A 23,225-nucleotide genomic window follows, 5' to 3' on the forward strand; every position below is an offset into this window, starting at 1 on the left:
CTGTAAATTTAAAAAAATAAAGATCAGAAATATATAACTAACCACCTTTTCCATCATTTGACTCTTTTCCTATTTTAATAAATAACTTATCGAATCGACTTAGACCATCATCCCATTTACTGGTATTCCAACCTGCAATTGTACGCAACTCTTTTTCTAAATAAGGTCGTCCAACATCACTCAACATTAAACGATGATATTTTTGAGCTGCTAAATTAATCCAACGCATACGGCTATCTTGATTTTCAACTTTGGTGCCATTCGGCGGTGTGCTGATTGGAGATTCGGGTAACAACTTAATCTTTTTTCCAAATTCAGTTTCATAAGAATAAACATTGCCACGAACAGCATGTATTTTTTTTATTGTTCCTTCATATTCACTGGAGAGAATCAATTCAGCCTTTGGGATTCCAGCCTTACGTTGAACATCTGCACCGTTTCGTACAATAGGATCATTCCATACGATTTTTTGTAAAATATTGATCTGTTCTTGATTTGCGATTTGTAATAAATGGTATAACAAGTCTTTAGCAGCAAGGCTAAACTTGTCTTGTCTTAAAGCATTTGCTGCAAAAATTTTTTCTATTGTGGGTAAAGTATTTTTAAATGCATTATGAATTTCTGTTGTCGCTTTAAGATTATTAATTGTTGTTAAACAACTAGACCATGGAAAATTATATAAAGAGCTTTTAACTTTTTTATAAGTTGTTGTATCTCTGCTACCTAGGCAGATTTTGAAATCTGCAGATGATTTCGCCCAAACAAAATGCCAGACACTAATATCCATATAGAGCCATAGATTGCCTTTTGCAAAGGTATGAATACCAGCAACACCAAAACTATTTAGATTAAAATGATCAGAACTAATCGATTTAATTAAAGCATCTGCATTTGATCCAGTTTTAGAAACAATATGATCAAATACAGCAGCAACTGTTTTTGAAGCAAAAGCACCTAAGCCCATCCAATAGAAACGCCCACTATAGGTTGCTGCAGTAACAGATTGGTTCGATGTAAAAGGAAACATTTCTAAATAAATGCGAGCATAGATTGCTGCAATTCGTCTAGCACGAGCTTCATAACCAGGTTCTATACGGTAATTTTGATTATCTTTTTTAGTAGATAATAGGGTCATTGCCATCTGTTGGTAATATTCCCATATCGTATTACAGTCGCAATTTACTGATTTACAACTATTTTCAATATTATTTGTTGTCCCAGACCAATCAAGAGAACCAGCCATTTTAAAATTTATCCTTTTAAATGATGAATAAGAAATAGTTATTTCACAGGGTCATTTTCGTCAGGTTCAAAATTCAACCAATTTAAATCAACATCAAGTTGTTCAGCCTCTTTAGTATTTATCCTTTTAGTTTTCCCTTTCACATCAGTTTCTGCCATAAAACTTTGATTATTAGATTGAATGTTATAACTCACATTAGTTAAAGGTTTGCCAGAAGGGAGGAATAAATTAAACTTTTCATCATACTTTTCATAAGCAGGCAAACCTTGCAGATTTACTCCAACTTCTGCACCACCTTTAAAGATATGCTGTCCCGCTTTTACTTCGAACTTAGCGGGTGTAATAACCGTAATACCACTCTTATTAATAATGATTTGTGAACCACCAGCCATGATTTACCTATTATTTTATGCAAACTAATCTATAATTAAGTTAATATTTTAAACTGTTTAACTTATTTATACATGACCTTTATTGTTGCTATTCAATTAAACGATAGTATTATTGTTGCATCAGATAATAAAAAAGTTAGCCAACAAAAAGATGGGATAATTAAATTTTCACCTGAAAAAATCTTGAAAATGCATTCATGGCAAAATGGTATAATTACTGGATCTGGTGAATATCAAGTTATAAGCCGGGCTGTTAAACTTTTTAAAACTCTGCCCACTCCCTCTATAGAAGATCTGCCCCATTGCTTACTTATTTCTAGAATTATTAGAGAATCAGAAATTGGAAATGGTCTCTATCAAGTAGAGAATAGTAAACTGCTATGTTCAAGCTCTAATGACAAGGGAGCACAACTCTATAAAATTGAAAAATTTTCGCCCCAACAAGATTATTTTTCTACTCCATTAGAACCTAATGAAATTATGATTTGGCTTGTCCATCCTAATATTGATCTGATCGTAAGTAATCTACAATCATTATATGCAGGGCTTAAAGACTATTCAGCTTTTTCAAATAAAGCTGACTGGATGAATTACTATATTAAACAATTTTCACCTATTTTTAAGATACAAAGCCAAATTGATCCATTAATGAGTCAAAGTTTTGATATTTTTTTACAATCAAGAAGCGAATCCCTTCTTAATCATGTGCCGAATACATAGAATTATCAAATAGCATCTAGACAAAGATATTTTTAAATTTCGATAAAAATTCATTATAAACTCGAGCTTCAAAATATTTTTTCTAAAACCAATTTATTCTTTTAACAGAAAAATATGCGTTCTTAATTTATAAAAAAATATAATTTTAAAATAAGAAATATGAAAAAGATAAGATTATAATGCGCCACCAAATAAGGTCATATAAATAAGACCTATTTTATAAACTTTAATTCATTAAGATACCAATACGGAAAAGTATGAAACTTCGCTTTATTTTACCTGCTTTATTTCTAGCATTCCCTTTAACAACATATGCTCAAGAAACTACATCTCAACCTCAAATTCAAACCACTACAAACCCACCCATTTGCTTAATTGAAGGTAATCCTTCAGCAGAGCACTATAAATCTATTAAACGTATTAAAGCCGCAAAAGGAACCTATGGTGGCTTTGAAGAAGTAAAACCTAAATTAGCTAACGTTGCCCGTAAGTATGGTGCAGATGTGGTGATTAATTATCACCAAAGCCAAAGATTTGGTTTCTGGCCTTGGCGTATTGTTCGCCCAGTACTCACAGGTACTGCTGTGAAATGGAATACACCATTTAACTGTGCAGCCTTAGGCGGTAAAGAAATTCGTTAATAAGAAATGAAAAAAGCCCAACATCCTGTTGGGCTTTTTTCGTATTTCGTTACTAGGTACACTTCCTGTAATACCTCACGTCCTGATGCTTAAACTTATTATTGTTGTTTTACGTTTGGGAACTTCCTGTTCCTGATGAGTTCATCATAGGTAATTCATCACGTCATAAAAAGACGCCAATTTCCCGAATGTATGTACGAAAAAGCGTACATGGTTCTTTTAAATTTAAAACTTGATTGATCTATCATTGAAATAAAAATATGAATTTATAAACAAGTTCTGTTCGTCAATTAAATAAGAAAACGATATAATGAGTTTATTACTTTATTTCTAGAATAAATTTAAAAACAACAATGAACGAGATGTTTACTTTGCCATCAAATCTTTTTCAACCTTTAGTGACCATACTTACATGCCTTATTTTCATTGTAAGTAAAATGCCTCAGCTAAAATTTAGAAAAACCATATTATTTTTCGCCATTGTCAGCTTTACTTTAATCTGTACTTTGGCAATATTTGGCTTCTTTAATTAAGCCTTATTTCTTGCTCTTCTCTATCATTTTTTCAAAGTGTTTAAGGTTTGGGTTCAGTGTATCCCATGCATAGGCTTGGCTCACAAACACCTCTGCTCTAGGCTGATAGAGACTCGGGTCATCCAAAGTACCTGCACGTATTGAAATCATTTCAGGCACAATTTCAGGTAAGCCAAAAAGCTGAGAACCACACGTCGGGCAAAACGCTCTTTTAATAGGTCGGCCAGAAGATCCCAAAGTCTCAAAATATTTAAGCTCACCATTCACTTTTAATTCAGACTGGTGAAAAAAAGCGATTGGTGCATATGCTGAACCTGTGGCCTTTTGGCAATCCCGACAGTGGCAATTAAAGCTATAACGTGGCTCTCCTTCACTTTGGTAGCTCACAGCTCCACACAAACACGATCCTTGATATTTGGCTGACATAGCTCATCCTATTTTTTTATTGCTGTGATTTGAATATAACGTACATATCCATTTTGGTAGAGTTGTTGGCATAACTTTGCAGTCATTTGAATTTTAAAATTTGCCAATCCTCGGCTTTGCTTTTGTCCTTGTTGATTTTGAATATATTTCGAAAAACCGAGTAACACTTGCTCAGATAAATCTTCAATTTGAATATCGACAAAACCTTGTTGTTCCAAGGTAGCTCTGAGCATTTTTTCATTTGGCACAGTATCCCAAGCGACATTTGCTGCTTTGAGTAAATAACGATGCTTTTGTTCTTGTAGAGTGGTCATGTTTTGACATGAATCGGCACGCATTAGGTAGTGAAAACCTAATCGTCCTTTTGAATTTAAAACTGGAGCGATGGAATCTAGAAATGAATTTAAATTGCTGTGATAAGCGGCATCAATACACATCACCACATCGAAGTATTGTTTAAATTCAAATTGTTTTAAATTTAAAAATGAACCGCAAAAAATCTGGCTTATTTCGGGAATAAGCTTTTGAATTTTATGGACACATTGGGCTTGTAAGTCAACTGCACTGAGGCTTTTAGGCTGATAATGCTGTAACCAGTGCAACAAACTTGCACCCTGTCCGCAGCCTAAATCTAAGAGATGATCTTTTGAATTTAAATTGACAGCTTGTGCCAAATGATCTGCCAATTGGCAACAAGCTTCACGGTAGTTTTGAGTGTTTTTCCAAAAACCCAAATTTGTCCAAGCAAGCTCCCCATCATCCCCTAAGCTTAATGCATCAATTGCATATTTATGGGGAATGAGTCGAGAGAGAGCTGCTCGAACTTTTGTTTTCACAATTTTAGTAGCCGAGTTCTGGGGCAACTTCCACCTTAGGTTTTAAACCTACAAATGGTAAAGGCGCCCCTAAAATTTCAGCAATATGCATGGCAGAAGTAACTGCTGACTCTAAAATTGGCAAGCCATCGCATGACCATGAACCACAGTAGAATACTTTACGGTTTGGGTCTAAATGACGTTGTTGCAATTCTTTGTTTAAAGCAACTGTTTGTGAGTCTACAACCGCACGCGTTAAAGTGACTTTTGAAATAACTTTTTTAGGGTCAATATCAACCACTGGACGCCAAGTTTGGAATACAGGATTTTTACCCACGAGTGTTGGCTCAACCGCATTCATCCAAACTGTAAATTGCTGACGTGTAAACTTACGGTCCATCATGTAGCTCAGTACTGACCAGTCTTTACGGCGTGGTGGCATGACGGTCGCATCGGTATGAATCACAAGATCGCCTTGTTCAAAGCGGAATTGCTTAAGCAAGTTCATATCTTCTGCAAACTGTTCAGGATTTAAAAACTCATCGATTTTAGACGTTGGCGTTGCAACAATCACTCGATCAAATAAGTTCTGTTCACCTTGGCTGTTTTCAACCAGTACTTTTTCGCCTTGTTGCTCAACTTTCTTAATTGCCGATCCGCTATGGATATCGATGCCTTTAATCAAGCTATCTACAAATGCAGGTGTACCACCCTTCATGCGCAATAACATGTCGCCATCAGTTAAGTGACGTAAAAACTCAAGTAAGTTTTTTGCAGGCCAATCGCCAATTGTTTTCGGATTACACGTACAGATTGTATAGAGCACTGGCATAACCACACCATGCCAGAATACTTCCTCAATATCGTTCTGATTAATAAATTCAGCGAGGGTAATATCTTGATTTTTAGATTTGAAAAACTGGTGAATCGCAGTTTTTAATTGCAACATACCTTTCACAAGACGCCAGCCATATTGCTGGATGCCTTTACGGTTATTAATAATCGGAAAATTACCAATACGGCTACGAGATGTCGTTAACCATGTTTCCGTACGATCTTCGAATAACCAGCTACATGACATATAAGTACGAACTGGAAAGGTTTTAATACCTAAATGAGCAGCAAGGCTAAGTGTATTTTTCCATAAGTGAGGATTCATTACACGTAGCGGTGCATCAATAATTCCACCATCGAACTCAATGCTATGGCTATCCATTCCCCGGCCAGGAAGTGCTTCAAATATCGTGATCGTATGCCCTGCATCTTTCAGAATTCTTGCTGCCGCAAGCCCTGCCATTCCACTGCCAATAATTGCGATATTCAAAATGATGTCCCATTTTTCGAGAATTTTTTTGATTATCACTCATACCCCAAAAAAACACCGTATTAAAAACTACCAGATTTTTATTTTTTGCATCAATTTATATAGAAAATATTTAGCTGCTAAGCAGATCAAGTTTTTATATTTTTTTACAAAATCAGAGAAGCAGATAAAACCTTATATTTTTTGAAAATTTAAAAAAAATCTTTTAAATAAAATAAGATAATTTAACTATTTTTATATCATTTGTTTTACAAGAATCTTTTTTTAATATATTATTAAGTCATAATAATGAGAAGCAAATCACATAAAACAATGCCGCAACAACAATGAAAACCATCATAAAAACAGAATCTTTACAGCGAAAAAGCCCGCTATTCACACTTGATAGCGGGCTTTTTATTACTTTGTTTTTAGAGGTTCTTCAAATGCAATTCGGCAATTTATGCTTCTTGCATGATTGAACCGAATTTTCCACGATTAAAATCATTAATCGCTTCCATAATCTCAGCTTTGGTATTCATGACGAATGGACCATAACCTTCGATTGGTTCATTGAGTGGTTGGCCAGTCAACACTAAGAATTTAGTGTCTTCTTCTGCATTTAAACTAAACTCAACACCCTCACGAGACAAAATCGCAACGGTTTTACCTTCCAGACGATTTGCATCATTAACCACAACCGCGCCATCTAATATCACAACAAGCGTGGTGTGACCTTCAGGTACATAGAGGGTATGTTTTTGGCCTTTAACCAATTTACCGTCCCATACATTTAATGGACTAAATGTAGTTGCAGCACCTTTTGCATCTGCATATTCACCTGCAATCACGCGCAAATGACTACCTTGTTCGTCTAGTGCAATGTCTGGAATATCTTTAGCTTCAATCGCTTGGTATTTTCCAGGCGTCATTTTTGAATGAGCAGGTAAATTTACCCACAATTGCACCATTTCAAAAAGACCACCGTGCTCTGCAAATTCAGGAGAATGGAACTCTTCATGCAACACACCTGCACCCGCAGTCATCCATTGCACATCACCGGTTTTAATGGTTCCGCCGCCGCCGCTTGAATCTTTATGAGTCACCTCACCTTGGTAGGCGATGGTCACTGTTTCAAAGCCACGGTGAGGATGCGAACCGACACCTTGCTGTTCAGTCGTTGGCGAGAATGTATAAGGCGCTGCATAATCGAGTAGCAAAAATGGACTTAGGGTTTGGCCTAAACGGTCATAAGAGAATAGGTTATATACAGGGAAACCATCACCCACCCAATGCATGTGGTTATTTTGATATGCACCAAGAAATTTCTTCATCTGATCTCTCCTATATATGTAGGATTTTCTTGAACTGGTATTGATTTTACGCCTCAATAATTGCAGTTTATAGATCAGGATTAGCAACACATTATTTCATCTATGAGACAATCATAGAATTTAATGTGCTCTTTTTAAGATCGTCCTATTTTTAAAATTCTTAATCCTATTTTTTAGACTTAATCACGACATAAAACTCAACTAGCATAATTTTAGGCAATAACGACCTACTCAATAATTTTTGATTATTTATTTTGATAACACGAGGACATAAAAAATGGCTCAAGATTACGTGCGTTTAGACAAGGATAATGCTGCGGTTCTTTTAGTTGACCATCAAGCAGGTTTACTTTCTTTAGTTCGAGATATCGACCCAGATAAATTTAAAAACAATGTATTAGCACTTGCTGATGCTGCTAAATATTTTAATTTACCCACTATTCTTACTACGAGTTTTGAAAACGGTCCAAATGGTCCTTTAGTTCCAGAATTAAAAGAACTTTTCCCAGATGCACCTTTTATTCCACGTCCTGGTCAAATTAACGCTTGGGACAATGAAGACTTCGTAAAAGCTGTCAAAGCGACAGGTAAAAAACAACTGATTATTGCAGGGGTAGTGACTGAGGTTTGTGTGGCATTCCCAGCTTTATCTGCACTCGCTGAAGGCTTTGAAGTGTTTGTGATTACCGATGCTTCTGGTACTTTCAACGAATTAACACGTGATGCTGCTTGGGATCGTATGTCAAAAGCAGGTGCTCAGCTGATGACTTGGTTTGGTATGGCGTGTGAGTTACACCGCGACTGGCGTAATGATGTGGAAGGTCTAGGTGCACTCTTCTCAAATCATATTCCTGATTATCGCAACCTGATGACCAGCTATAGCTTTAATACCTCACAAAAATAAGTTCTATTGCCAAGATTAGAGTGCCTTAAGCGCTCTAATCTTAAATTTAAATGGATTGATCGGACATTGATAAGCTCTTTTGATGATTTTTATTATTTTTATTTGGTCGTAAAACACGGCGGTTTTAGTGCGGCTAGTGAAGCCGAAAATATTAGTAAATCTAAGCTCAGCCGACGCATTATTGACCTTGAAAATAAATTTAATGTCAGCCTGATTCAAAGGACAACACGTCATTTTAAGGTGACCGATTTAGGCCAAGAGTTTTATGAGGAATGCTGCAAGGTTATTACTCAAGTTGAATGTGCAGAAAACGTGTTATTAAAGCAAAAAAGTGAGCCTCAAGGTCTGGTAAAAGTAAGTTGCCCACCTTTAATGATGCATTTTCAAATTAGAAAAATTTTAAATCAGTTTTTAAAAACCTACCCCAAAGTTGAAATCGCACTCGAGCTAACCAGCCGTCGAGTAGATATCTTGCACGATGACATTGACCTCGCGATTCGGACCAATTTCGAACCGAATGAAGATTCGAATTTAATTGTTCGTGATGTGATTAAAACCGATCATTGTCTGGTGGTTTCGCCTGAATTACTGCAAGGTCGCATCATTGAACATTATTCTGAATTACAGGACTTTCCGAGTATTAGCTTAGGTACTCAAAAGCAAAATCCTATTTGGCATTTATGCAATATTCGTAACGGCGAATCGGTTGATGTACCTTATCAACCACGAATAAAAAGTAATGATTTGGCTGGTGTGTATTATGCCGTGATGGATGGTTTAGGCATTGCCGACCTTCCTTTTTTAACCGTCGAATCTGAAATTCGTAAGGGTACGCTTATCCATATTCTTCCTGACTGGAAGTCGAATATTGGTACGCTGCAATTGGTATATGTTTCGAGAAAAGGCCAGCGCCTTGTGGTTGAGAAACTTATTGAAACGCTGATTGATGAACTCAGGCGTTTGCCTGAAAGTCGTGATGGCTATCTATCGACTTAAAATAAAAAACCGGCCATGAATGGGCATGACCGGTTTTTTGTGAAACATCACATACAGCATAACTGTATGTTTTCGTTCAGAATAAAACGAACTCGCTTTATTCCTTACTCAGATAAGTCTACGCAGAGGTATTTCATTTCGACATATTCTTCGATACCGAATTTTGAACCTTCACGGCCTAGACCTGACTGTTTTACGCCACCAAACGGAGCAACTTCGTTTGAAATCGCGCCCGTGTTAATGCCGACCATACCATACTCAAGTGCTTCACCCACTCGCCATTGACGAGCTGTGCTTTGAGTAAACAAATAAGCAGCTAAACCAAACTCGGTATCGTTCGCCATCGCCACTGCTTCATCTTCAGTTTTAAAGCGAAATAGTGGTGCAAGCGGACCAAAAGTTTCTTCTTTAGACACTTTCATGTCTTGCGTTACGCCAGTTAACACAGTCGGTTCAAAGAATGTGCCACCAAGTGCCGAGCGTTGACCACCAATACGAATTGTCGCACCTTTCTCAGTTGCATCTGCAATATGAGACTGAACTTTTGCAATCGCATCTTCATCAATTAAAGGCCCTTGAGTTGAACCTTCTTGACGGCCATCGCCAACTTTAAGCTTAGACACGGCTTCAACCAAACGCTCTGCTAATGCATCATAAATACCGTCTTGAACATAAATACGGTTCGCACATACACAGGTTTGACCGCTGTTACGATATTTACTTGCCATAATACCCTGAACTGCTTGTTCAAGATTAGCGTCGTCAAATACCACAACTGGTGCATTACCACCAAGTTCAAGTGAAAGCTTTTTAATGGTTGGCGCACATTGTTGCATCAAGATACGGCCAACTTGGGTTGAACCTGTGAAGCTTAACTTACGGACAATATCGCTTTCACATAGGGTTTTACCCACTTCAACCGCATCACCACTAATGTTAATTAAAACATCAGCTGGTAAGCCTGCTTGTAATGCCAATACTTCAAGCGCATAGGCGGTTAACGGCGTTTGCTCTGCCGGTTTAACCAACATTGAACAACCCGCAGCAATCGCTGGACCTGCTTTACGCGTAATCATGGCAGCCGGGAAGTTCCACGGCGTAATTGCGGCAGTTACCCCAATCGCTTGTTTAATCACAAGCAAACGTTGGTTTGGCAATGTAGGTGTTAACACTTCACCATCAATACGGCGGGCTTGCTCCGCAAACCAGCGAATGAATGATGCTGCATAACCAATTTCACCACGTGCTTCTGCTAATGGCTTACCTTGCTCAGCAGTTAAGATTTGAGCCAGATTTTCTTTGTGCTCAAGCATGAGGTTGTACCATGCCAATAACACATCAGCACGCGCCAAGGCAGTTTGCTTTTTCCAAGTAGCCTGCGCTTTTGCTGAACGGTTAATTGCGGCTTCAACCCCTGCACGGTCATAGGTTTTTACCCATGCCAAAGTTTCACCCGTAGCAGCATCATTAACTTCGATATAGTCATTTGATGCAGGTGCTTCTAATGAAATATCAGGATGTTTTAATAAATACTGCAAAGTATTTTGAATCATGCAGATTGCTCCATTGCTTTTGCACTACCTGCTTTTAGAGTTGCAAAACCTTGTTTCAAGATATCAAGGCCTTGACGGAATTGTTCAGCAGGAATGGTTAATGGATATAAGAAACGAATTACATTACCGTATTTACCACAAGTAAGAAGTAACAACCCGTTTTCCATTGCATAGTTTTGTACAACTTTTGCTTGTTCAGCTGTTTCAAGCTCTACTGCAACCATTGAACCTAATGCACGAATATCAGTTACGACGTCGCCTGTTGCTTGTTGAATATCTTTAAGTGCAACAACCAACTCCGCACCTAGTTCATTTGCACGGTCGCATAGGTTTTCTTCTTCAATCGCATCAATAACCGCGTGCGCAGCAGCAACTGCAATCGGGCTACCTGCGTATGTACCACCTAGTCCACCTGGGTTTGGTGCATCCATCACTTCTGCACGGCCCACAACACCCGAAATAGGGAAACCGCCGCCCAAGCTTTTCGCCATAGTGATGAGGTCTGCTTTAGTCTCGTAATAGTTCATTGCGAACAATTTACCAGTACGGGCAAAACCTGATTGCACTTCGTCAGCAACTAATAAAATGCCATGCTTGTCGCAAATTGAGCGTAAACGTTTTAAGAACTCAGCTGGCACAACATTGAAACCGCCTTCACCTTGTACTGGCTCAAGCACAATTGCTGCAACATCATGCGGTGCAATATCTTCACTGAAAATATCTTCAACGCTTTCAATTGCCGCGTCTACTGAAATACCTTTAGCAGGCACTGGGTAACGTGCATGGAACACACCCGCTGGCATCACACCGAAATCACGTTTGTAAGGCGCAGTTTTACCTGTCATTGCCATCGTCATGAATGAACGACCGTGGAAACCGTTACCAAAAGTGATAATGCCGTGACGACCTGTATAAGAGCGAGCAATCTTCACCGCATTTTCAACTGCTTCTGCACCTGTAGTGAAAAACGCTGACTTCGCAGGACCAGCAATTGGCGCACGCTCATTAATACGTTCAGCCAAAGCCACATAGCTTTCATAAGGTGTTACTTGATAGGCAGTGTGAGTAAATTTAGTGAGTTGTTCTGTCACCGCTGCAATGACTTTAGGGTGGCGATGACCTGTATTTAAAACCGCAATACCACCAGCAAAGTCGATAAATTGGTTGCCTTCCTTATCCCAAAGCGTGGCATTTTCAGCTTTTTCCGCATACCACTGGCACATCACGCCTACACCACGTGGAGTTGCTTGCTGTTTACGTGCGTTAAGTGCAGAATGTTGATTATCCATTTGATTCCCTCATATTTTCATCATCAGTTGCAGCTTTGGTTTCTTGCATCCTGTGCTTAATTTTCAGGGTGCTTTACAACGACTGCCTATGCATGTAATTTCGCTCGTCTGATGCCAACTGACGAGAGCCACTTTTTAACTGTAGGAGAGAGCCAATTGCGTAGTTTACTTGGAGATCATTTGCTACAACGACTCCAACAGGACACTGAAGGGAAACTACATCAACGCCTTTTCCGTTGCCTGCGTGGTGCCATTATTGATGGAGTCATCCAGCCCAAGACTCGTCTACCTGCCTCACGCGACTTAGCCAGTGAAATTCATGTTTCAAGAAATACAGTGCTTAGTGCCTATGAACAGCTACAAGCTGAAGGCTACTTAGAAGCCCGTACGGGACACGGCACATGGGTTGCCGAAAAATTACCAGAGAGTTTTTTAAATACACAAAACAAGAAAAAAGTAGTTTCAAGCCCGAAAGTTCAAAATTCTTATGCGCTATCACAGCGTGGTTCCAACTTATTGGGCTATGCCGCAGCGTCGCCACACCAATGGGGAGCTTTCGTGCCCGGAGCACCAGATGTGACTGAGTTCCCACATCATATTTTTAGTCGTATTCAAGCACGTTTAAGCCGAGAGCCTGACATTAACCGCCTGATTTATAGCAATGCTGGTGGATGTATTGAGCTTCGAAGTGCATTGGCAGATTACTTACGTGTTGCGCGTTCAGTCCAGTGCGATGCTGACCAGATTATTATTACCGAAGGCATTCATCAAGCTATTGATTTAGTCTCGCGTGCGCTCAGTGATATGGGAGATAAAATCTGGATTGAAGATCCTGCTTATTGGGGAATGCGTAATACATTGCGTATTAATGGTCTCGATATTCAGCCAATGCCTGTCGATGCTGAAGGCATTATTCCTGAGGAAAATCCGGCCAAGCCGCCTAAACTTATTTTTGTCACGCCTTCACACCAATATCCGCTTGGCTCTCATTTAAGCCTAAACCGCCGACGTAAACTGATTGAGATTGCACGTCAGCATAATAGCTGGATTGTAGAAGATGATTATGACAGTGAGTTCCGTTTCTCGGGCCAGCCTTACCCGTCTTTACAAGGCCTAGAAAATGATGCCCCTGTGCTGTACATGGGCACGTTTAGTAAAACCATTTATCCATCCTTAAGAATTGGCTATCTAGTGGTGCCTAAGCCTTTATTTTCACCATTACGCATTGTGGCAGCCGAGCTTTATCGTGGTGGGCACTTGCTTGAGCAAAAGGCCCTAGCAGAATTTATTCGTGAAGGCCATTATGAAGCGCATATTCGCCGTATGCGTTTACTTTATGGAAAGAGACGCGATTATTTAGTCAGTCTGATTAAACGCTACCTTGGCCCCGAATTTATTCATGAATATGATGAAGCGGCAGGGTTACATCTGGTTTTAAAACTACCGAACTCTTGCGATGATGTCGCTATTGCAGCCACAGCGCTTGAACGTGGTGTCAAAGTTCGTCCCTTATCTCAATACTACATGCAGTCACATGCACATGCAGAACGTGGGCTGCTGATGGGCTTTGCCTGTGTAAATGAAAAAGATATGGTGATGGCTTTTGGCGTCTTGCTCCAATGCTTACGTGAAGCAGGCGTACCTACGCTAAATTAACTTTCCTCTGTTATTAAAACAAATAAAAAAGAGCCTGTTTGTAAGGCTCTTTTTTATTTAAAAATTTAAACTAACTTTTCTTCATGACTATGAGTTAAATGGGTCGCTCTACGATCTTTACCCCAACCTAGCTTTTCAGACAACAAACCGAAGAACACAATAATGCCGAACAGCGCTGTGGTGTAAATCACTTCTTTAAAATAGGTGCCTTCAATCAACATGGTAAGAATTGCACCAATAATTGCAAAGATCACCACATAAGTTAGATAAGGGAACATCCACATTTTAAAGTCAATTTTCACGCCTTCAGCCTCTAACTTTTTACGCATACGAAGCTGAGAATAAGCAATAGTCAGGTAAACATACAGTGTTGCTGCACCTGTTGTTAACATGAAAAAATCATAAACATTCATACTCTCGGTTGCAGTTAAAACTACGGCAATCACAGAGAAGAAGCATGACACAATCACGCCTACCCAAGGACTACTTTTACTGTTTACAGAGCCAAAACTTTTCGGTGCATCACCACGTTTAGCTAAAGAGAACAACATACGTGAACACGTATAAAGAGCTGAGTTAAAGCAACTACATACTGAGGTTAGAACCACAAAGTTTACGATATGGCGCGCCCCTGGAATACCAAGTGCAGACAGAGTTACGCTATAGGTTCCCCAAGTTGAATCTTTCAAAAGTTCATTGTTGTGAGGAATCAAACATACCGCCACAAACATTGAACCAACGTAGAATAAAATAATTCGCCAAACCACCGAGTTTGATGCTTTACGAATTTCTTTCGATGGGTTTGCCGACTCTGCTGCCGCTACCGTAACAATTTCAGCACCAATATAGGCAAACATGACTCCAAGTAAGGCTGTGATAACGGATGAGCCACCATTTGGCATAAAGCCTTGAGAAGTTAAATTACTAATACCAGAAGCAGCCGGATTACCCCAAGGCCACAAATGCATGATGGCTAAACTACCAATCACAAGGAAAATAACAATCGCGATGACTTTGATGAGGGCGAACCAAAACTCAAATTCACCATAGTTTTTCACGTTTTGTAAATTAACAACAACCAGTGCACCAATCACCACGACCATATAGACCCAGATCGGTATAAACGGGAACCAATTGTTTAGAATTTTTCCTGCCACATAGGCTTCCCACCCCATGAGCATGGCCAGAGTACACCAGTACAACCAACCAATTGAAAACCCTGCCCAACGGCCAATCGCACGGTCAGCATAAGTTGAAAAAGAGCCACTATCAGGGTTTAAAACGGCCATCTCGCCTAACATACGCATGATGAACCAAACAAGTAGACCACCTAAAGCGTAAGTTAAGAAAACTACAGGTCCAGTATTGTAAATAATACTGCCTGAGCCGACGAATAGAGAACCACCAATAACCCCTGCAATCGAGATCATGGTCAGGTGGCGTGATTTGAGTCCATGTTTTAAACTTTGGGAGTGATTGGCTTCAGAACCATTTTGATGAGCTGCCATATCATTTTCCTTAATATATGGAGGATATCGGCTAGTCTCGGAAATCCTCCGAAGCCAAAAAATATCCCCTAAAAATTTAGCCGTTCTGCCCAATTCCTAAAACAGAAAATTCACTGAGCTTATCCGGCGCTTCCGTATGCATACTTCCAATAGCTTTAATTTGTCGTTTCGGCACTCAAGAAACGAGAGCCATTTTTGTAATAAAAGAGAGAGCCAATTGCAAAATTTATACGCAAAATTTGCCCTTTTTGTAGGGGACGCTAGTAAATGGCTTTTAGTTTTTATTTTAATCAGATTGAAATTCTTTAGTTTTGTTCAGAAATTAATAATGCCTTTGTGCCTGTTTCCAACGCTCTAAATATATGTTTCTGGTCAGCTGGATAACAAATATAGTCTCCAACACCAAGCTCAACAGCTTCATCAATTAAGCCCACCAAAGCTTTACCTTCAACCACAATAATATGCTCCACAGAACCAACTGGATGCGGCTCTGAAAGACGGTCTTCGCCTGGTTCAACAATCAGTAAATACACATCTCGACGGGCATGGGGTGGACAAGTCGCCAGCAAAATTGCTTTGTAATTGGCAATCTCAGAACTCACTGTTGGCCCATCACCACAACGAATGACTTGTACTTGATTACTCGGCTCTTCCATCAACCGTGCAAATGGAATATTGAGCGCAACACAAAGTGCCCATAAGGTTTCAATGCTAGGGTTACCTTGTCCTGCCTCTAATTGTGACAATGTAGATTTAGCAACACCTGCACGACGAGCAACCTCTGCCAATGAAAGCCCTGCTCTTTGACGTTCACGCGTTAAACCTTTGGCAATAATTTCAATTGGCTGAGACATTCACCACATCCGTTCTATAAAAAAAACGATCGTTCGTTTTGACAAAACGATCAGACTTATTCATTATAATGGAAAATCGTTCGTTATATCATACTATGTCCACATACTCTCTAATTAAAAAACTTAGTAAAGACACTACCCGCTCGATTTTCTTTGTATGTCTAGCGACGAGTGTCGTTGGTATGTCTTTAGGTTCACTCGCTGCAAGTTATGGCTTAGCGCTCTGGATCCCGCTTTGTCTATCCGTGTTTGTGCTCGCAGGAACTGCTGAATTTATTTTTATTGGTTTCTTGGCTGTAGGTGGTAGCCCAATTGCAGCTGCGATTGCAGGACTACTCGTCAATTTAAGACATCTGCCTTTTGGTATTGCGGTCAATGAACTAATCCGTGGCAAATATTCTCGATATTTCGGGGCTCATATCATGAACGATGAAAGCGTTTTGTTTGGCATGGCACAGCCCGATTTCGAAACAAAAAAGGCTGCTTACTGGTTATGCGGTATTTGCATTATGCTGAGTTGGCCACTGGGTGTCACTGCGGGTTATTTCATTGGAAGTGCTATTCCAGACCCTAAAACATTTGGCTTAGATGCCATTTTCCCAGCGATTTTAATTGCTCTTACTTTTAATGCTTTAAAGAATAAATCCACTCGAAAAGCTGCATTTGCCGGATCAACTTTAGCACTGATCACCACGCCCTTTTTGGCCTCAGGACTTCCAATTCTGATTTCACTTTTTGGCTTAATATTTGGTAGAAAGAAATGAGTCAACAATTACTAATTATTTTAGGTATAGGCTTACTAGCACTTGGAACGTATGGGATTCGCTTTGCTGGGTTTCACTTAGGTGCCAAGTTCTCATTTTCTGAAAAATACCAAGTTTTACTCTCAAACGGTGCGACTGTTTTGCTCTGTGCGATTGCGGTGACGACAACATTTTTTGAAGGTCAACATTTCGCAGGTTTTGCACGTATTTTCGGTGTTGGCTTAGCACTGTTATTGGTTTGGAAAAAAGTACCGCTGTTATTAGTGATTTGCTTGGCAGCTGCCGGCACGGCACTTATACGTTTGCTTGGAATTGAGTAATAAAAAAGGCGAGATAAACTCGCCTTTTTTGGAACTTTGATTAGAACGGTAAATCGTCGTCTAAATCAGCTGGTGCAGAAGCTGGTTGTTGTGGCGCTTTAGGCGCAAAACCACCCGCTTGAGGGTTGCTTCCACCATTACCGAAACCACCTTGGTTACCATAACCACCGCTGTTTTGGCCATAGCCGCCACCTTGGTTGTTATTATTTTGATAACCATTACCACCTTGTTGAGGTGCGTTAAAACGTGGTTGGTTAAAATCATTACCGCCAGCGAAACCTTGTTCACCTTGTTGACGAGCATCTAACATTTGCATCTGGTCGCCACGGATTTCTGTAGTGTAACGCTCTTGGCCATTTTGGTCTGTCCACTGACGTGTACGTAGTGAACCTTCAATATAAACCTTAGAACCTTTACGCAAGAACTGCTGAGCAATTTCCCCTAAACGGTTATGCAAAACAATACGGTGCCATTCTGTTTGTTCTTTACGTTCACCAGTATTTTTATCAGTCCAAGCTTCACTTGTCGCGATTGAAAATTGGGTCAACGAGCCCCCATTTGGAAAAGTTTTTGTTTCAGGATCACGACCCAAAGTACCAACCAAAATAACCTTATTTACACCACGCATTAGCTGTCTTCATCCTATACATTTCTATGTTTTACTTTATAAGAGTTATGCTTAAATGGCTACCTCTTTACCGAACAACTGCGTTAAATCACGTCGCGCAGCATCATCTAGAGACTGTTTATCGACTTTAATATAAGCAACTTGCTGGTCAGGCATCACCACAACTTCTTCGATACCACGAATTGCCAATAGTTGTGTGGTCCACTCATTCACCTGTTGCACTTGCGGCAATGGCAACACAATCGATGACAAATACCGCGGCTGAGCTAAACCAAAACTAATTAGCAACCATATTATAGCAATCCCTGCTAAGACACTCCATCCAATCGCAGTATTATGTAACATCAATAATTGACCACCTAGTGTGCCACCAAAAAAAGCGCCTAAAAACTGACTACTGGCATTTACACCCATAGCCGTTGCTTTTGACTGAATTGGAGCAGACTTCGACAACCAAGAAGGCAATAAAGCCTCCATCACATTAAATGCAATAAAGAAAATACCTAGGCCAGCAAGCAAAACATATTTTGATTGATAACCAAATATGAGCAGCAGCAAACCTGCGATAATGCCTGTAATTGCTGTTAAGAAAATCCCGCGCATTTTGCGATATTTTTCAGCAATGATAATGCTAGGAAATGCAAAGAACAGGCTAATGACTAATAGCGGTAAATACACCAAACCATGACTTGCTAAAGGAATATGTGCAAACTCGATGAGCTGTGAAGGCACATAAATAAACATGGCAGTAAGTAATAAGTGCAATGCAAAAACCGAAAAGTGCAAACGGTTTAAATCACCCATTTGAATGACTTGCTTAAGCTGCGCCATATAGCCTTGCTGATAATTACGATGATGGCGAGTGACTTTAGGCACAAGCAATAACATCGCAATCGCAATTAAGCCCATAATGGTCGTGACAAAGAATAAGCCAGAAATGCCGACAAGGCTTGTGAGCCAAGGCCCAAGGCTAAACGCCACTACAAAAGACAGACCAATACTCATGCCCATGGCAGCCATGGCTTTAGTACGTTGCTCTTCGCGCGTCACATCTGCTAAAAGCGCCATGACAACAGCTGAAACTGCACCAGCGCCAGCGATAGCACGGCCAATAATTACGCCATAAATCGTGTCAGATAAACCCGCAATTGCACCACCAATCGCAAACAGTAGTAGACCAAAGACCACAAGTGGTTTACGGCTAAAACGGTCAGCCAGTAAGCTAAATGGAATTTGCAAAATCGCCTGACTTAAGCCGTAGACACCTACAGCCAAACCAATGAGTGCTGGAGTCGCATATTGATATGACTGCCCAACTACAGAAAAGACAGGAATAATCATGAACAAGCCCAACATGCGTAGTGCAAAAATACTACTTAAGGCAAAAGTTGAGCGACGTTCCAAAGCATTCATCATATCAATACACGTTATCAAACTAGGTAAATTATAAGCCGATTCGTTTCTAAAAATACGGAACACCTTATTTAAAATAACGATTTGGGCTTAAAAAAATAAAGAGGCATTTAGCCTCTTTATTCTATCGAACTTTACTGAAAATTAGCTTAAGGCGATTGTTGCTCACGCTTTGAATATTGAATTGAAGCAATAACCGCCCAAACAATAAACGCTACACCAATTAAACCAGTAACAACTTCTGGTACATGTACGCCTGTACCACTTGCAATCATAATGAATGCCAAGGCACCAATCGCATAATGCGCACCATGTTCTAAGAACACATAGGCATCTAATGTGCCTTTTTCTACAAGGTAAACTGTCATTGAACGGACAAAAATAGCACCGATTGCAAGACCCAGCATAATCACAACAACGTCGCTAGTAATTGCAAAAGCACCGATCACACCGTCAAAACTGAATGATGCATCTAATACTTCAAGATATAAGAAACCACCTATACCCGCTTTAACTACGCCAGAAGCCGCGCCTGATCCATCTTTCATAATGGCATTGCCATCTTCGTCAATTTCAGGTTCACCACCTAACATATGACTTAATACTTCAACGCCAATATAAACCACAATGCCCCAAATACCAGCCATAGTCACCACAAGGCGCTGCGACTCATCAACATTTGCTGCCATAATTAACATCGCAATGAGAGCAATAAAGACAGACATTGCTGGTACGCTTGCTAAACTAGAAAGTTTAGCTTCAAGCCATCTGAACCAATGGGTTTCTTTTTCTTCATCAAAGAAGAAGTTTAAGAATACCAGTAATAGGAATGTTCCACCAAAAGCCGAAATTTCAGCGTGATGTGCCATTAAACGTTCAGAATAGGTTTTCGGATCATTGAGTGCCAATTTAGCTACTTCAATCATTCCCATATCCGCAGTCACGGCAACAATCGCCACCGGGAAAATTAAACGCATACCAAAAACGGCGATTAAAATACCTACCGTTAAAAAGAGCATTTTCCAGAACGGATCCCAGTTACGTAGAACCGATGCATTTACGACAGCATTGTCAAAAGATAAAGAGACCTCCATTACAGCTAAAATGGCTGTAATGGTTAAAGCTTTAAGCATGGTAGACACGCCCGCTTCAGGTCCGTGGGTAAAACCCCAATACGCGGATAGTGCTAAACACACCACCGTAAAAAATATCGAAAATCGGAAATGCTTCATGGATCAGACCTATACCAAGAATAAATTTAATCTTTCTTAAAAACCGCCGCTATTATATCGATAATTAACCACAAAACGATGTTGTTTTGTGCCGTTATTCCCTTTACTTTATCTCTCTGTTTAATAAAGAAATTTATAATATTTAATTAACTCATTAATCGTATTAAATATTTTCTTTCGATATATCTATCATTATTATTTTTGTATTTTAAAATTGATTTAAAATCTGGTTCAGCTGTCTTAATTTAAATGGAATGTTTTTATGCTTTTTTCTCAAGAACTTTGGCAACGTAATTTAAATTTATATCAAAAAATTCTAGACCTGCCTTTTAATCAGGAACTTGCTAACGGTACTTTAGATAAAGGAGCTTTTTGTCATTATGTTATTCAAGATGCTCAATATTTAGTGGCCTATGGTCGTGTGCTTGCGGTTGCAGCAGCTAAGGCGTTTGAGGCTGACGATATTATGCAATTTTCAGATGCAGCTAAAATTGCGATTGTGGTGGAGCGTAGTTTGCATGATGACTTCATGAAAAACTTTGGAGTAACCAAAGAAGAATTTAAAAATACACCATTAACTTTGGCAGGCCACCACTACACTTCATTTTTAACAGCAACTGCTTGGTCTGAGAGCTACCCTGTTGTACTCGCTGCACTTTTACCGTGCTTCTGGATTTATGCCGAAGTTGGCAAAGATATTGTAAATAAATCAATTCCAAATAACCCTTACCAAGCATGGATTGATACCTATGCAGGCGAAGAGTTCCATACCGCTGTTCGCAATGTGATTGCGACGGTAGATAAAGTTGCAGTACGTTGTGATGCCGACACTTTAGAAAAAATGCATGCCGCTTACACCATGGGTGCAAAACTTGAATGGTTATTTTGGGACAGTGCCTACCACCAAAGACAATGGTTAGGTTTAGATCACATTTAAAACTTCAAAAGAATCGGTCAGTGCACTTAATAGCCTGATCGATTTTCAATAAAATGCGAGACAGATATGTATATCGGCGAATTAGCGGCTTTGACTGGTGCCACTCCTAAAGCCATTCGGCATTATGAGAAATTAGGCTTACTGCCAGTCGCAAAAAGAAAAGGCAATTATCGTATTTATGAAGAGATTGATGTTCAATCGGTTAAGATGATTCGCCTTGCACAAGCTGTTGGATTTAGCCTTTCCGAGCTTTATGACCTGTCAGCTTTAAAATATAAAAATAATCGTTTTCCTGTAGAAACTGCACAGCAGCTTATTCAAAAAAAGAACCAACAAATTATTGAGCAAAAAGAAGCTTTAAGCCGTTTGCAAAAAGATTTAAAACAACTAGAAGATGAGATTATTCAAACTTATATTACCAATAAGATTTCTGCTTAAAACAGTTTATTAAAATCTGAAAATAGCTTTCAAAATGAGTGCTTGACTCTGCCCTTAGGGACAAGGTTTATGGTAATAGCTTCTTTTATTACGGACCAATAAAATGAGCACTCACCTTTCTTCATTTAAAAATTCAACAGCATTAATCACAGGCGCATCTTCAGGAATAGGCAAAGCCTATGCACAAGAACTTGCATCTTTAGGAATTCATCTCATTTTAACGTCTCGCTCCGAACAGAAGCTAAATGATTTAGCGGATGAACTTAAAAAAAAAATATAACGTGAATATTGAGGTAATCGTTTTAGATTTAGCTCAACCCAATTCAGCTCAAAGCTTATTTGATGAAGTACAAGCTAGAAAATTAACGGTAGAGATTTTAATTAACAACGCAGGATTTGGTAAATGGACTAAATTTCTAGATCAATCTGTATCTACTTATCAAGAAATGATTACGCTAAATATCAGCAGTGTATCGTCTTTATGTTATTTATTTTTGCCCCACATGCTTGCGAACAAAAAAGGCATCATGATTAATATTTCATCTACAGGTGCGTTTCAACCTCTGCCTTATATTGCTGTGTATGGGGCAACTAAATCTTATGTATTGCAATTTACTGAGGCTCTTGCAGGAGAATACGGCTCTTCAGGAGTTAAATTTCTGGCGGTTTGTCCGGGCAATACCGAAACCAATTTTACTCAGGTCGCAAATGCCGATACGAGTGGTATGAAAAGCTCTACAGTTGAGGACGTTGTGTCTGCAACGGTTAAAGCATTAGATAAGAATAAAGCAACAGTTGTGGTGGGATGTAGCAACTATTTGACGTCTCAATTGCCCCGAATTCTTTCTCGCCAAAAGATGATTAATTTAGTTGAAGGTATGCTCAAAACCCGTGTTGTTGAGCATTCATAAAAATAGTTCAATTTAAAAGATTAAGGGATTTCTCTTAATCTTTTAATGTTGAAATAGCTGCCAGCCATAAATTAAACCTGCCGCAGCCACGACCCAACATAGAGTTGCTAATCCTAGACAAGACCACATCGACATCCGTGTTGCCAGCACATAAACAGCAACTAAATAAATGGCATAGGGAATAAGTGACCATAGACCAAACAGAGCCGTTTTTTGTAATGCCTCCGCCCCTTTTTGCTGATAAACAATCACGTGAGCAATCAAAGCAAAGGTAGGAAAAAGTGGGACTAAACCTGCAATATAAAATGCCTTACTTTTCGATAAAATCGAAATAATGAGGACAACCCCAGCCCCCAGCATACACTTTAAAAATAACGCCCACATGCGCTGATCCTATCTGGTCATTTCCATTTCA

At 39.4% G+C, this 23,225-nt stretch carries 23 protein-coding genes and 1 pseudogene; 10 read left to right on the forward strand and 14 right to left on the reverse strand.

Features of this window, described 5'->3' with window-relative positions; all coding sequences use genetic code 11:
- Nucleotides 1–37: 37 nt before the first annotated feature.
- Together ACTJJH_RS05475 and ACTJJH_RS05480 are read right to left on the reverse strand one after the other, a co-directional pair.
- Nucleotides 38–1,243 (reverse strand): DUF2515 family protein, encoded by a 1,206-nt coding sequence (locus ACTJJH_RS05475; RefSeq protein ID WP_440600847.1) that lies wholly within the window; start codon nt 1,241–1,243, stop codon nt 38–40.
- A 38-nt stretch (nt 1,244–1,281) separates the two neighbouring features.
- Entirely contained in the window at nt 1,282–1,635 is a 354-nt protein-coding gene (locus ACTJJH_RS05480) for a hypothetical protein (protein WP_104075871.1), read from the reverse strand.
- Between the two features lie 72 nt (nt 1,636–1,707).
- Between ACTJJH_RS05480 and ACTJJH_RS05485 the strand changes: the two genes are divergently transcribed.
- Together ACTJJH_RS05485 and ACTJJH_RS05490 are read left to right on the forward strand one after the other, a co-directional pair.
- The gene (locus ACTJJH_RS05485; protein WP_440600848.1) at nt 1,708–2,355 is read left to right on the forward strand and encodes a hypothetical protein; all 648 of its coding nucleotides are present in this window, start codon (nt 1,708–1,710) and stop codon (nt 2,353–2,355) included.
- 257 nt (nt 2,356–2,612) lie between these two features.
- Complete coding sequence (locus ACTJJH_RS05490; protein WP_078219830.1) at nt 2,613–2,996, forward strand: hypothetical protein; 384 nt, start codon at nt 2,613–2,615, stop codon at nt 2,994–2,996.
- Nucleotides 2,997–3,532: 536 nt separating this feature from the next.
- Here ACTJJH_RS05490 and ACTJJH_RS05495 read toward each other — a convergent pair.
- From ACTJJH_RS05495 to ACTJJH_RS05510, 4 genes are all read right to left on the reverse strand, one after another.
- Nucleotides 3,533–3,955: a GFA family protein gene (locus tag ACTJJH_RS05495; RefSeq protein ID WP_440600849.1), complete on the reverse strand. Its 423-nt coding sequence runs from the start codon at nt 3,953–3,955 to the stop codon at nt 3,533–3,535.
- Nucleotides 3,956–3,963: 8 nt separating this feature from the next.
- Complete coding sequence (locus ACTJJH_RS05500; protein ID WP_440600850.1) at nt 3,964–4,791, reverse strand: SAM-dependent methyltransferase; 828 nt, start codon at nt 4,789–4,791, stop codon at nt 3,964–3,966.
- 4 nt (nt 4,792–4,795) lie between these two features.
- Nucleotides 4,796–6,094 carry an FAD-dependent oxidoreductase gene (locus tag ACTJJH_RS05505; RefSeq protein WP_044423929.1) on the reverse strand — a complete coding sequence of 433 codons (1,299 nt, stop codon included), beginning with the start codon at nt 6,092–6,094 and terminating at the stop codon, nt 4,796–4,798.
- A gap of 440 nt (nt 6,095–6,534) precedes the next feature.
- Nucleotides 6,535–7,407: a pirin family protein gene (locus ACTJJH_RS05510; protein WP_005078590.1), complete on the reverse strand. Its 873-nt coding sequence runs from the start codon at nt 7,405–7,407 to the stop codon at nt 6,535–6,537.
- Between the two features lie 277 nt (nt 7,408–7,684).
- Here ACTJJH_RS05510 and ycaC point away from each other — a divergent pair, with 277 nt between their 5' ends.
- Both ycaC and ACTJJH_RS05520 read left to right on the forward strand, forming a co-directional pair.
- Nucleotides 7,685–8,311, forward strand: a complete 627-nt coding sequence (gene ycaC, locus ACTJJH_RS05515; RefSeq protein ID WP_002052204.1) for an isochorismate family cysteine hydrolase YcaC — start codon at nt 7,685–7,687, stop codon at nt 8,309–8,311.
- A gap of 6 nt (nt 8,312–8,317) precedes the next feature.
- On the forward strand, nt 8,318–9,307 hold the full coding sequence (locus ACTJJH_RS05520) for a LysR substrate-binding domain-containing protein (protein WP_440600851.1): 990 nt from the start codon (nt 8,318–8,320) through the stop codon (nt 9,305–9,307).
- 104 nt (nt 9,308–9,411) lie between these two features.
- Here ACTJJH_RS05520 and ACTJJH_RS05525 read toward each other — a convergent pair whose 3' ends face one another.
- Nucleotides 9,412–10,860 (reverse strand): NAD-dependent succinate-semialdehyde dehydrogenase, encoded by a 1,449-nt coding sequence (locus ACTJJH_RS05525; protein ID WP_440600852.1) that lies wholly within the window; start codon nt 10,858–10,860, stop codon nt 9,412–9,414.
- A complete protein-coding gene (gabT, locus tag ACTJJH_RS05530) occupies nt 10,857–12,149 on the reverse strand; it encodes a 4-aminobutyrate--2-oxoglutarate transaminase (protein ID WP_032004962.1) in 1,293 nt (430 codons plus the stop codon). Before gabT ends, ACTJJH_RS05525 begins: the two co-directional genes overlap by 4 nt.
- A 156-nt stretch (nt 12,150–12,305) precedes the next feature.
- On the opposite strand from gabT, the gene pdxR reads away from it, so the two are divergent.
- Nucleotides 12,306–13,805, forward strand: a complete 1,500-nt coding sequence (gene pdxR, locus ACTJJH_RS05535) for a MocR-like pyridoxine biosynthesis transcription factor PdxR (RefSeq protein ID WP_440600853.1) — start codon at nt 12,306–12,308, stop codon at nt 13,803–13,805.
- 65 nt (nt 13,806–13,870) lie between these two features.
- Here pdxR and ACTJJH_RS05540 read toward each other — a convergent pair whose 3' ends face one another.
- Both ACTJJH_RS05540 and ACTJJH_RS05545 read right to left on the reverse strand, forming a co-directional pair.
- A complete protein-coding gene (locus ACTJJH_RS05540) occupies nt 13,871–15,313 on the reverse strand; it encodes an amino acid permease (protein ID WP_002117418.1) in 1,443 nt (480 codons plus the stop codon).
- A 305-nt stretch (nt 15,314–15,618) separates the two neighbouring features.
- Nucleotides 15,619–16,167 (reverse strand): helix-turn-helix domain-containing protein, encoded by a 549-nt coding sequence (locus ACTJJH_RS05545; protein WP_002117406.1) that lies wholly within the window; start codon nt 16,165–16,167, stop codon nt 15,619–15,621.
- A gap of 68 nt (nt 16,168–16,235) precedes the next feature.
- On the opposite strand from ACTJJH_RS05545, the gene ACTJJH_RS05550 reads away from it, so the two are divergent.
- A complete protein-coding gene (locus ACTJJH_RS05550) occupies nt 16,236–16,931 on the forward strand; it encodes an AzlC family ABC transporter permease (RefSeq protein WP_440600854.1) in 696 nt (231 codons plus the stop codon).
- Nucleotides 16,928–17,251 carry an AzlD domain-containing protein gene (locus ACTJJH_RS05555; RefSeq protein ID WP_005804463.1) on the forward strand — a complete coding sequence of 108 codons (324 nt, stop codon included), beginning with the start codon at nt 16,928–16,930 and terminating at the stop codon, nt 17,249–17,251. Before ACTJJH_RS05550 ends, ACTJJH_RS05555 begins: the two co-directional genes overlap by 4 nt.
- A gap of 40 nt (nt 17,252–17,291) precedes the next feature.
- On the opposite strand, the gene ssb is transcribed toward ACTJJH_RS05555, so the two are convergent.
- From ssb to ACTJJH_RS05570, 3 genes are all read right to left on the reverse strand, one after another.
- A complete protein-coding gene (ssb, locus tag ACTJJH_RS05560; RefSeq protein ID WP_005066890.1) occupies nt 17,292–17,879 on the reverse strand; it encodes a single-stranded DNA-binding protein in 588 nt (195 codons plus the stop codon).
- Between the two features lie 51 nt (nt 17,880–17,930).
- Complete coding sequence (locus ACTJJH_RS05565; protein ID WP_440600855.1) at nt 17,931–19,295, reverse strand: MFS transporter; 1,365 nt, start codon at nt 19,293–19,295, stop codon at nt 17,931–17,933.
- A 146-nt stretch (nt 19,296–19,441) separates the two neighbouring features.
- Entirely contained in the window at nt 19,442–20,524 is a 1,083-nt protein-coding gene (locus ACTJJH_RS05570; RefSeq protein ID WP_005066886.1) for a DUF475 domain-containing protein, read from the reverse strand.
- Nucleotides 20,525–20,786: 262 nt separating this feature from the next.
- Between ACTJJH_RS05570 and tenA the strand changes: the two genes are divergently transcribed.
- The 3 genes and pseudogenes from tenA to ACTJJH_RS05585 all read left to right on the forward strand — a co-directional run bounded on the left by tenA (nt 20,787) and on the right by ACTJJH_RS05585 (nt 22,810).
- Nucleotides 20,787–21,461 carry a thiaminase II gene (tenA, locus tag ACTJJH_RS05575; protein WP_440600856.1) on the forward strand — a complete coding sequence of 225 codons (675 nt, stop codon included), beginning with the start codon at nt 20,787–20,789 and terminating at the stop codon, nt 21,459–21,461.
- Nucleotides 21,462–21,527: 66 nt separating this feature from the next.
- Nucleotides 21,528–21,899, forward strand: a complete 372-nt coding sequence (locus ACTJJH_RS05580; RefSeq protein ID WP_017481792.1) for a MerR family transcriptional regulator — start codon at nt 21,528–21,530, stop codon at nt 21,897–21,899.
- A gap of 103 nt (nt 21,900–22,002) precedes the next feature.
- A pseudogene (locus ACTJJH_RS05585) lies at nt 22,003–22,810 on the forward strand (SDR family NAD(P)-dependent oxidoreductase).
- Between the two features lie 42 nt (nt 22,811–22,852).
- On the opposite strand, the gene ACTJJH_RS05590 reads toward ACTJJH_RS05585, so the two are convergent.
- Entirely contained in the window at nt 22,853–23,194 is a 342-nt protein-coding gene (locus ACTJJH_RS05590) for a GlpM family protein (protein WP_004789991.1), read from the reverse strand.
- Nucleotides 23,195–23,225: the final 31 nt, after the last annotated feature.

Origin of the sequence: Acinetobacter sp. 22301 (assembly GCF_052045285.1) — a bacterium.
GTDB classification, from domain to species: Bacteria; Pseudomonadota; Gammaproteobacteria; order Pseudomonadales; family Moraxellaceae; genus Acinetobacter; species Acinetobacter pittii.

What these genes read in the sequence shown, in the direction of transcription:
- ACTJJH_RS05565 (WP_440600855.1), bottom strand. Translation starts at nt 19,295, where the DNA reads ATGATGAATGCTTTGGAACGTCGCTCAACTTTTGCCTTAAGTAGTATT.
- ACTJJH_RS05485 (WP_440600848.1), top strand. Translation starts at nt 1,708, where the DNA reads ATGACCTTTATTGTTGCTATTCAATTAAACGATAGTATTATTGTTGCA.
- ACTJJH_RS05570 (WP_005066886.1), bottom strand. Translation starts at nt 20,524, where the DNA reads ATGAAGCATTTCCGATTTTCGATATTTTTTACGGTGGTGTGTTTAGCA.
- ACTJJH_RS05580 (WP_017481792.1), top strand. Translation starts at nt 21,528, where the DNA reads ATGTATATCGGCGAATTAGCGGCTTTGACTGGTGCCACTCCTAAAGCC.
- ACTJJH_RS05540 (WP_002117418.1), bottom strand. Translation starts at nt 15,313, where the DNA reads ATGGCAGCTCATCAAAATGGTTCTGAAGCCAATCACTCCCAAAGTTTA.
- ACTJJH_RS05550 (WP_440600854.1), top strand. Translation starts at nt 16,236, where the DNA reads ATGGAAAATCGTTCGTTATATCATACTATGTCCACATACTCTCTAATT.
- ACTJJH_RS05480 (WP_104075871.1), bottom strand. Translation starts at nt 1,635, where the DNA reads ATGGCTGGTGGTTCACAAATCATTATTAATAAGAGTGGTATTACGGTT.
- gabT (WP_032004962.1), bottom strand. Translation starts at nt 12,149, where the DNA reads ATGGATAATCAACATTCTGCACTTAACGCACGTAAACAGCAAGCAACT.
- ycaC (WP_002052204.1), top strand. Translation starts at nt 7,685, where the DNA reads ATGGCTCAAGATTACGTGCGTTTAGACAAGGATAATGCTGCGGTTCTT.
- ACTJJH_RS05475 (WP_440600847.1), bottom strand. Translation starts at nt 1,243, where the DNA reads ATGGCTGGTTCTCTTGATTGGTCTGGGACAACAAATAATATTGAAAAT.
- ssb (WP_005066890.1), bottom strand. Translation starts at nt 17,879, where the DNA reads ATGCGTGGTGTAAATAAGGTTATTTTGGTTGGTACTTTGGGTCGTGAT.
- ACTJJH_RS05545 (WP_002117406.1), bottom strand. Translation starts at nt 16,167, where the DNA reads ATGTCTCAGCCAATTGAAATTATTGCCAAAGGTTTAACGCGTGAACGT.
- ACTJJH_RS05525 (WP_440600852.1), bottom strand. Translation starts at nt 10,860, where the DNA reads ATGATTCAAAATACTTTGCAGTATTTATTAAAACATCCTGATATTTCA.
- tenA (WP_440600856.1), top strand. Translation starts at nt 20,787, where the DNA reads ATGCTTTTTTCTCAAGAACTTTGGCAACGTAATTTAAATTTATATCAA.
- ACTJJH_RS05490 (WP_078219830.1), top strand. Translation starts at nt 2,613, where the DNA reads ATGAAACTTCGCTTTATTTTACCTGCTTTATTTCTAGCATTCCCTTTA.
- ACTJJH_RS05555 (WP_005804463.1), top strand. Translation starts at nt 16,928, where the DNA reads ATGAGTCAACAATTACTAATTATTTTAGGTATAGGCTTACTAGCACTT.
- ACTJJH_RS05590 (WP_004789991.1), bottom strand. Translation starts at nt 23,194, where the DNA reads ATGTGGGCGTTATTTTTAAAGTGTATGCTGGGGGCTGGGGTTGTCCTC.
- ACTJJH_RS05510 (WP_005078590.1), bottom strand. Translation starts at nt 7,407, where the DNA reads ATGAAGAAATTTCTTGGTGCATATCAAAATAACCACATGCATTGGGTG.
- ACTJJH_RS05495 (WP_440600849.1), bottom strand. Translation starts at nt 3,955, where the DNA reads ATGTCAGCCAAATATCAAGGATCGTGTTTGTGTGGAGCTGTGAGCTAC.